A 7,847-nucleotide genomic window follows, 5' to 3' on the forward strand; every position below is an offset into this window, starting at 1 on the left:
CCGCTAGCCAGCCCCTCCCGGAGGGAACGCCCCCCAGGCCCCCGAGCGCCGCAGTTCCCCAAAGTCACCCGCCAGCCTGCGGAGCGATCCGCGCACCGAACCGTTGGCGAGCCCGCTTCGCGCGGGCAGCGTGACGGGATGGGCAGCGGGAAGTGGACGGCCTCCCACGCCACAACACACCGCCATCCTGGAGGCCCCTGCCCGAGCAGCGACGTGGCTGAAAGGCGCCAAGCACGGACGCCACACGCCCCCGAACCGCTGGCGGACACAACCCTCGCGTCAGGGAATCTGAAGGGCGCCAGTGCGGACGCCTCATGCCCCCAACCACTGGCGTACGCAGCCCTCGCGTCAGGTGATCCGAGGGGCGCCAGCGAGGACGCCACACGCCCCCGAACCCCTGTCAGACGCGGCCCTCGCGTCAGATGAATGGAGGAAGCCTGGAGCCAATGCCATGCGCCCGCCACGCGCGCACAGGGCCCCGCCCAAGCCTCCAGTTGACGGGCCGGGCCAGGACCACACGTCGACGCCCCGATTTGCTGGAAGGCGCATTCCCACGCGTCAGGGTGACTGGACGGAGCCAGGAGCGGACGCATATGGGTAGGGCATGCGAGCAACTGGGACGTGGCTGGCAATCCTCGTCGTGACAATCGGGCTGACGGGCTGCGCGAAGCACGTGGACACCCGGGTGGCCGGGGACGACGACGCGGCCATCGACGCTGTCACGGCGCGCCTGGAGGAACTCCGGGCCCGTGAGCAGGAAGACGATCTGGACTGCGCGGAGCAGTGCGACGTCTCCGCGAAGACCTGCGCCACGGCGGAGCAACTCTGTGGCCTGGTGGATCGGAACGCGGACCGCGACGACCTGCCGCCGCGCTGCGCGAAGGCCCGCGAGCAGTGCGCGGGCGCCGGAGACGGCTGCACGCGGTGCCAGGCGGGCTGAAGCCCCAGGCGTAAGGGAACCGCCCGCCGGGAGACGCTCGCCCATGCGTCCCCCATTGCTCCATGCCTATGATGGGTCCGACTCAGGAGCCTCGCCATGACCACCCGCCTCCCCCTGTTCCTCGCTGCTTCATCGCTCCTGCTGGCGACGCCCGTCCTCGCGGAGGACGAAGGCCTGTCGCCCGAGAAGGTGGCGGCCATCCGCCGTGACGAAGCCGCGGCCCAGACGAAGGTGGAGGCGGCCTACGGCAACCGGAAGTCGTCGGAAATGAGCAACGCGGAGCGCGGACAAGCGATCCGCGATCAGCAAGCGGAAGCCGCCAAGGTCATGGAGAAGCACGGCATCTCCGCCAAGGAGTACGCCGGCTACACGGCGAGGATGTCGCCCGAAGACAACGCGCGCGCCGCCAACGAGGCCAAGCGGCTCGAGGACAAGGCCAAGGCCGACAAGGAAGCCGAGGAGAAGAAGCGCGCCGCGGGCGACCAGGAGGTCCACATCCAGCAGGGCTTCAGCGACGCGGAGCCCGTGGAGATGGAATCCACGGAGGGGGCGGAGGTGTCCGTCGACGTCGACGCGAGCCTGGAGTCCGGCCCGCCCATGGACATCGCGAAGATGGTGGAAGAGACCCCGGCCCCGTCCAGCCGGAAGGCGTCGAAGTCCCGTCGCAGCCGGTAACCCTCCGCCGCGCGCACGCGGCGAAGCCTTTCAACGGGCCACTTGCCATCCCGTGCGCACGAAGCGCGCGGGATGCCCGGACGTCAGCGGCCGGCTGAAGACAGCTCCCGCGAACGGGCCTGCCACACCGCATCGTACGGGCAGGAGCAGTCGGTCTCCTCCGGTTCGGGGTAGGCGTACGTCTCGCCCTTGTAGTTGCGGAACAGGGTCTCCCGCTCCCCGCGCTCGATGACGTAGTCAGGCTGCAGGGTGACCTTCCCGCCGCCACCCGGAAGGTCCACCGCGAGGTGAGGCACGGCGAGCCCGGTGGTGTGGCCACGAAGCTGCTGGAGGATTTCCAGCCCCTTCGCGATGGGCGTGCGCAGGTGTTCGCACCCTTCGGCGACGTCCATCTGGTGCAGATAGTACGGCCGCACGCGGCTGCGCAGGAGCTTGTGGGACAGTTCCTTGATGATCCGCGCGTCCGAATTGAGCTGCCGCATCAGCACGGCCTGGTTCTCCACGGGCACGCCATGGTCCACCAGCCGCTCACACGCCTCCCGGGCCTCCGGGGTCACTTCCTTCGGGTGGTTGAAGTGGGTGATGACGTAGACGGGCGCATACCGGCGAAGCAGCCGCGCGAGCGAATCCGTCACCCGCATGGGCAGCACCACCGGCACCCGCGTCCCGATGCGGATCATCTCCACATGCGGAATCTCGCTCAGCGGCGCGAGCAGCGACTCCAGCCGCTCCTCGCCCAGCAGGAACGGATCGCCGCCGGAGATGAGCACGTCGCGGACTTCCGGGTGGTTGCGGACGTAGTCGATGCCCCGGCGCATCTGGTCCTTGGTGAGCTCCGCCTCCCCGCCCTTGGTGATGCGGCGCCGGGTGCAGTGACGGCAGTAGACCGAGCACGTATCGAGGGCCAGGAACAGCACCCGGTCCGGATACTTGTGGACGATGCACTCCTCCGGGCGCGTCTTGTCCTCGCCGAGCGGATCCTCCAGCTCGCCGGGCCGCACGCGGGCCTCGGCCCGCACGGGGATGGACTGCATGCGCACCGGACACGACGCGTGGTCGGGATCGATGAGCGACAGGTAGTAGGGGCTGATGCCCACCCGGAACAGCGACGACGTCTCCTGCACCCCGGCGCGCTCGTCGGGGGTCAGGCGGACGTAGCGTTCCAACTGCTCCAGGTTGCGCACCGCATGTCGCTGCTGCCAGCGCCAGTCGGCCCACTCGGCATCGGTGGCGGACGGAAACAGGCGGACCCGCCCCTCGGCACTCACCGAGGGACGCGCGACCCCGGGCGCGGACGCGACTGCGGAGGAATCCATCACGCGGCCTTCGGCTGCTCCCGCCACCACGCCTGACCGGACTCCGGCAGCGTGTCGATGGGATCGTAGTACTCGTACTTGCGATCAAGTGCCTCGGGGTCGTTCGCCTCGACACTCGTGCGGTAGTTCTTGGTCCAGTAGGAGATGCCGCGCTCGCGGTCGTACTCCGCCACCTGGTGGATCCACCGCTTGCCCACGAACGGCACGTCACAGACGATGCGCGGCGTGGCGAAGCCCGGCATGTAGCCCATGATGTCGTGCTGGAGCTTCTGCGCCTGCGCCACCGACAGCCGCCAATGCTCGCTGTTGGGGATCATGTCGCACATGTAGAAGTAGTACGGCAGGATCTTCGCGTGGTCGAGCAGCGTGAAGCACAGGTCCAGCAGTGCCTTGGGGCTGTCGTTCACGCCCCGCAGCAGCACGCCCTGGTTGCGCACGTCGCGGAAGCCCATGTCGAGCAGCTTGCGGACGGCCTTGCCCACCAGCGGCGTAAGCTGCTGCGCGTGGTTCACGTGGGTGTGCAGCGCTAGGTCCACGCCGCGCTCGACGGCCTTCTTCGCCAAACGGTCCAACCCCTGCAGGACGCTGTCCTGGAGGAAGTGCTGAGGCAGCGCCATCAGCCCCTTGCTGGCGAGCCGGATGTCCCGGATGTTCGGGATGTCCATCAGCGCGCTGACGAACGGCTCCAACGCCTGGATGGGCAGGTTCGCGATGTCGCCGCCGGACACCACCACGTCGCGCACGGTGGGCGTGCGGCGCAGGTAGTCCAGCATCTGCTCGTAGCGCTCCTTCTGGCCCGTCGCGAACTTGTGCTTGGACACCTGGGGCACGTCGTTGCCCACCAGGTCCATGCGGGTGCAGTGGCCGCAGTACTGCGGGCAGGTGGGCAGCATCTCCGCCAGCACCTTGGTCGGATAGCGGTGCGTCAGGCCCTCGACGACCCACATGTCCGCCTCGTGGAGGCTGTCACGGCTGGCGCGCGGGTGGTTGGCCCAGTCGGTGCGGCGGTCCGCGAGCGCCGGCAACATGTACCGGCGGACGGGGTCCTGCCACAGGTCCTCCAGGTTCATGGTGTTGAGCATCTGGGGCGGAACGAGGATGGACATCGTCGCCCGCTCCTTCTGGTCCAGCTCCATGCCCATGGCCAGGTCGTCGGGCAGCAGCGCGCCCAGCGTCGCCTTCAGCTCCCGCAGGTTCTTCACGGTGTGCTTGCGCTGCCAGACGGAGCTCTCCCACTCCGCTTGCGTGACGTCCTTGAAGCCCGGGATGCGCCGCCAGTCGGGCTCCACGAACTCCTTGCGGAGCGGATAGGTGAACGGCTGCTGCGCGGGGCCAGCGTCGGGCTTGCCTCGATTGGACGTCGTGCTCATGAACACATCACCTCAACGAATGGAGCGTCTGCGGCGAGGCCTCATAGCTCGTCCCCCAACATCCCTGCTCAACAATCGCAGAGGGCACAAGATGCCCTCTGGTCGGTCGCTCCCGTTCAGCTCACCGGGACGTTGATCAACTTGGCGACGTTCCCCTCTTCGATGGTGACGACCTGCGGCTTGGTCGACTTGCCGTTGAGCTTGAAGACGACCTTGCGCTTGCCCACGGGCAGGCTGAGCGGATTGCCCAGCGGGACCGGACTGACCCGACCCGTGTTCTTTCCATCCACCCAGATCTGGGCACCCGCGGGAGACGTGCTGCAGGCGAACTTGCCCACGGCGTTGCTCGGTGCCGGCTTGGGAGGCTTCGGTTGCGTCGGCGTCGCGACAACAGGCGCGGGCTTGGGGGGCTTCGGCTTCGGCGGCGTGGGAGCCTCGGGCGTCGGCGTCGGCTCGGGCACCGCCTCCAGCTTGAAGGCGACCTTCACCTCGGCGTCACCGGAGGACTTGAACTGGCCCGTGAAGGGTTTGAAGCCCTCGCGCTTCGCCGTGAAGCTGTACGTCTTGCCAATCTCCAGGTCGGCAAGCCGGGCCCCGGGGACCTTCCCCAGGGACTTGCCATCCACCGAGATCTCCGCCCCGTCCTGGCCTTCGAACAAGGCGGTGAACGTCTTCGGAGCCGGCGGCTCGACGGGCTTGTCCAGAGGCGTCTCGGGCGTCGTCGGCGGAGGGTTGTTCTCAGCCACAGGGGGCGGCGTCACCGGAGGAGGCGTCGCGGGCGGCGGATCCTTGGGAGGCGGCGCGGCGTTGGGCTTCAGGACCAGGGGGACGACGGTCGCCTCCTGGCCCGCCATGACTTCCACCTGCTGCGCCGTCGGCTGGTGGTCCGGAGCGGAGGCGCTGACCTGGTGCACGCCAGCGGACAGTTCCACCACCTCGTTGGCCTTCACCGGCTGCCCGTCCACCAGGACTGCGGCGCCAATGGGCCTCACGACGAAGTTGACGTACCCCGTGGAGGAGCCACGCACCGCGAACACCAACCCACCGAGAAGGAGAAGGGCCACCGCCGCGGCAGCGCCGATGATGGCGGGCTTGGGGATGGGCTTCTTCGCTCCCGTCTTCTGGGGCTTGGGTTTGGGCTTGGCCGCGGCCTTGGCGGGCGGAGGCGCCTTGGCCGCCTTAAGGGGCTTCTGAGGAAGGGTGGCGGGTTCGTCGGCCTCGTCGTCGTAGCGAGGATCCTCGGAGTCCTGCGCCCCGTTGTCGTAGTCGTCCTGGCCGTCCCCGCCGAACTCGTCCGCCGGGTTGTCGTAGGCATCGTCCGCGTCAGCGGCCTGGGCCTGGGGACGCAGCCCGTTGTGACGGGAGCCCACCGGAACGGTGATGTTGCCCGTGGTCTCCTCTGCCTCCGGGTCCAGCACCGGAGCGGCGGAGCCACCGCGTCCACGGGACGGCGGCGCGGTCGGCGCCGGGCCAATCATCGTGGCGCCGCCATAGGCCTCGCCACCCTCGTCCCCGATGATGACCTGGGACTTGGGGCCGCTCTTGTTCTTGCCGCGATTCCCCTCATCCCGCCCGAAGGGCGACGCGCTGGTGTGGTGGCCGGCCCGGTCGATGGGGTTCTCCGACCGACCCGTGATGCTGTCATCCACCACGACGCTGCTGTCGGCGATCCGCGTCTCCGGGGGCCGGAGCGTGTGCGTCGAATCAACAATCTGCGTCTTGTCCGCGGCGCCATCCATCTCCGCCAGCTCTTCGGCGGTCGGCGGAGGAATGTAGCCAGGCGCGGGCTGCGCGGGCGCCGTCGAAGCGCGTCCCGCGGGAGACCCGGATGCCGCGGCCGGAGACCGCTTCTGCGAGGTCGGGCGGGCCACGGGCGGAGGCGGAACCGTCACGCCCGAGTGCTCGATCTGGTCCGGACGTTCGACGGAGGCGTAGCGCTCCATCTTCTCCGCCTCACGCAGCATGTCCTCGGCGAAGGCCTCCTTCATGAAGCTGGACAGGTGCTTCGACGAATAGATGGCGTCCCCCGCGAGGAGGAAGCGCATCAGGTCCTCCTGGAGGTCCGACGCCCACTGGTAGCGGTCCTCCGGCTCACGCGCGAGCGCCTTGAGGACGACCTTCTCCAGCCCCGCAGAGATGTTCGGATTGAACTCGCGAGGCAGCGGGATGTCCGCGTTGCGAACCTTCTCCAGGGTGGAGAAGTCCGACTCGCCCACGAAGAGCTTCTCGCCCGTGAGCATTTCGTACAGCAGCACGCCGACGGCGAAGATGTCGCTGCGCCGGTCGATGGGCATGCCCCGGACCTGCTCCGGGCTCATGTAGCCGAACTTCCCCTTCAGGATGCCGGCCTGCGTCTTCTGAGAACGGTTGGCGGCCTTGGCGATGCCAAAGTCGATGATCTTCGTCTCTCCCTCGTAGGACACGAGGATGTTCTGGGGAGAGACGTCGCGGTGGATGATGCCCAGGTCCTGACCGCGCGCGTCCTTCTTGCGGTGGGCGTAATCCAGGCCCTCACACATCTTGGAGACGATGAACACCGCCTGTGCGGTGGGCATGATCTCCTTGCGGCGGCGGTAGCGCTCCAGGAGCGTGCGCACATCGCGGCCGGCCACGTACTCCATGGCGATGAAGTACGTGTCCTCGTGCTTTCCGAGTTCGTGGATGTGGACGATGTTGGCGTGGTTCAGCTGAACGCTGATCCGAGCCTCATCGATGAACATCGTGATGAACTCGTCATCCTCGGCCATCGTCGGGAGGATCTTCTTGATGGCCAGAATGCGCTCGAAGCCCTCGACGCCAAAGGCCTTCGCGATGAAGACCTCGGCCATACCGCCGACGTTGATGCGCTCGAGGAGCAGGTACTTCCCAAAGAAGGTCGGCTTCTTCATCTCGCGGGGCTGCCCGGCGCCGGCGAGTACGGACCGCGGCAGGCGGTGCGCAGACCGGGGGGAGAAGAGACTCTAGATCCTGCGGCAACGGCGGTCAAACATCCACGATGACGCGATTCCCCAAGGAATCCGAGAACTTGGCGTCCGCGCGCCACCGCAGCGCTCCACCCCGCTCCCCAGGGCGCCAGAGCGCCGCAAAACCGGGAGGAAACGAGGACCGCCCGACGGCCCCAAAAGGCCCGAAACGGGCCCGCCAGACGCGTCCTCAACGCAGGGCATGGGGAGGCAGGAGCCTTGATCCGGCACTGGAGCGCAAGCGCGGTGCGACCGATCAGCCCCTCAGCGCACCGCCAAGCGCGAGCTCGGCCCAAGACTCCAGGGGCGAACCTGGCGAACGAAAACGCCCGCAGCGTCGTCCGTGGGAGCCCATCGCAGGCAGGGACGCAGCGGACGGGAAATCCCCACCGCGCGCCCAGGCCCGGCGCAGCCCGCAAAGACAAAAGCCCCTGGCGCCTTGCGGCACCAGGGGCTTTTCAAAAAGAATCCGGCAGCGACCTACTCTCCCACGCGGTTTCCCGCGGAGTACCATCGGCTCTGGAGGGCTTAACTTCCGTGTTCGGGATGGGAACGGGTGTGACCCCTCCGACATTGCCACCGG

The 7,847-nt window shown here is 68.1% G+C and carries 5 protein-coding genes and 1 rRNA gene; 2 read left to right on the plus strand and 4 right to left on the minus strand.

Going from position 1 to position 7,847, the window contains the following annotated elements:
- Window positions 1–640: 640 nt before the first annotated feature.
- Both D7Y13_RS34690 and D7Y13_RS34695 read left to right on the plus strand, forming a co-directional pair.
- Complete coding sequence (locus tag D7Y13_RS34690; RefSeq protein ID WP_341870457.1) at window positions 641–940, plus strand: hypothetical protein; 300 nt, start codon at window positions 641–643, stop codon at window positions 938–940.
- A 96-nt stretch (window positions 941–1,036) separates the two neighbouring features.
- Window positions 1,037–1,615: a hypothetical protein gene (locus D7Y13_RS34695; protein WP_233595972.1), complete on the plus strand. Its 579-nt coding sequence runs from the start codon at window positions 1,037–1,039 to the stop codon at window positions 1,613–1,615.
- A gap of 83 nt (window positions 1,616–1,698) precedes the next feature.
- Here D7Y13_RS34695 and D7Y13_RS34700 read toward each other — a convergent pair whose 3' ends face one another.
- From D7Y13_RS34700 to rrf, 4 genes are all read right to left on the minus strand, one after another.
- Window positions 1,699–2,931, minus strand: coding sequence for a KamA family radical SAM protein (locus D7Y13_RS34700; RefSeq protein ID WP_120585832.1), 1,233 nt, complete (start codon window positions 2,929–2,931; stop codon window positions 1,699–1,701).
- Window positions 2,931–4,301, minus strand: a complete 1,371-nt coding sequence (locus D7Y13_RS34705; protein WP_120537636.1) for a KamA family radical SAM protein — start codon at window positions 4,299–4,301, stop codon at window positions 2,931–2,933. Before D7Y13_RS34705 ends, D7Y13_RS34700 begins: the two co-directional genes overlap by 1 nt.
- A 116-nt stretch (window positions 4,302–4,417) precedes the next feature.
- On the minus strand, window positions 4,418–7,189 hold the full coding sequence (locus D7Y13_RS34710) for a serine/threonine-protein kinase (protein ID WP_120585831.1): 2,772 nt from the start codon (window positions 7,187–7,189) through the stop codon (window positions 4,418–4,420).
- A 542-nt stretch (window positions 7,190–7,731) separates the two neighbouring features.
- A 5S ribosomal RNA gene (gene rrf / locus D7Y13_RS34715) occupies window positions 7,732–7,847 on the minus strand.

This window comes from Corallococcus praedator (assembly GCF_003612125.1).
Classification (GTDB): Bacteria; Myxococcota; Myxococcia; order Myxococcales; family Myxococcaceae; genus Corallococcus; species Corallococcus praedator.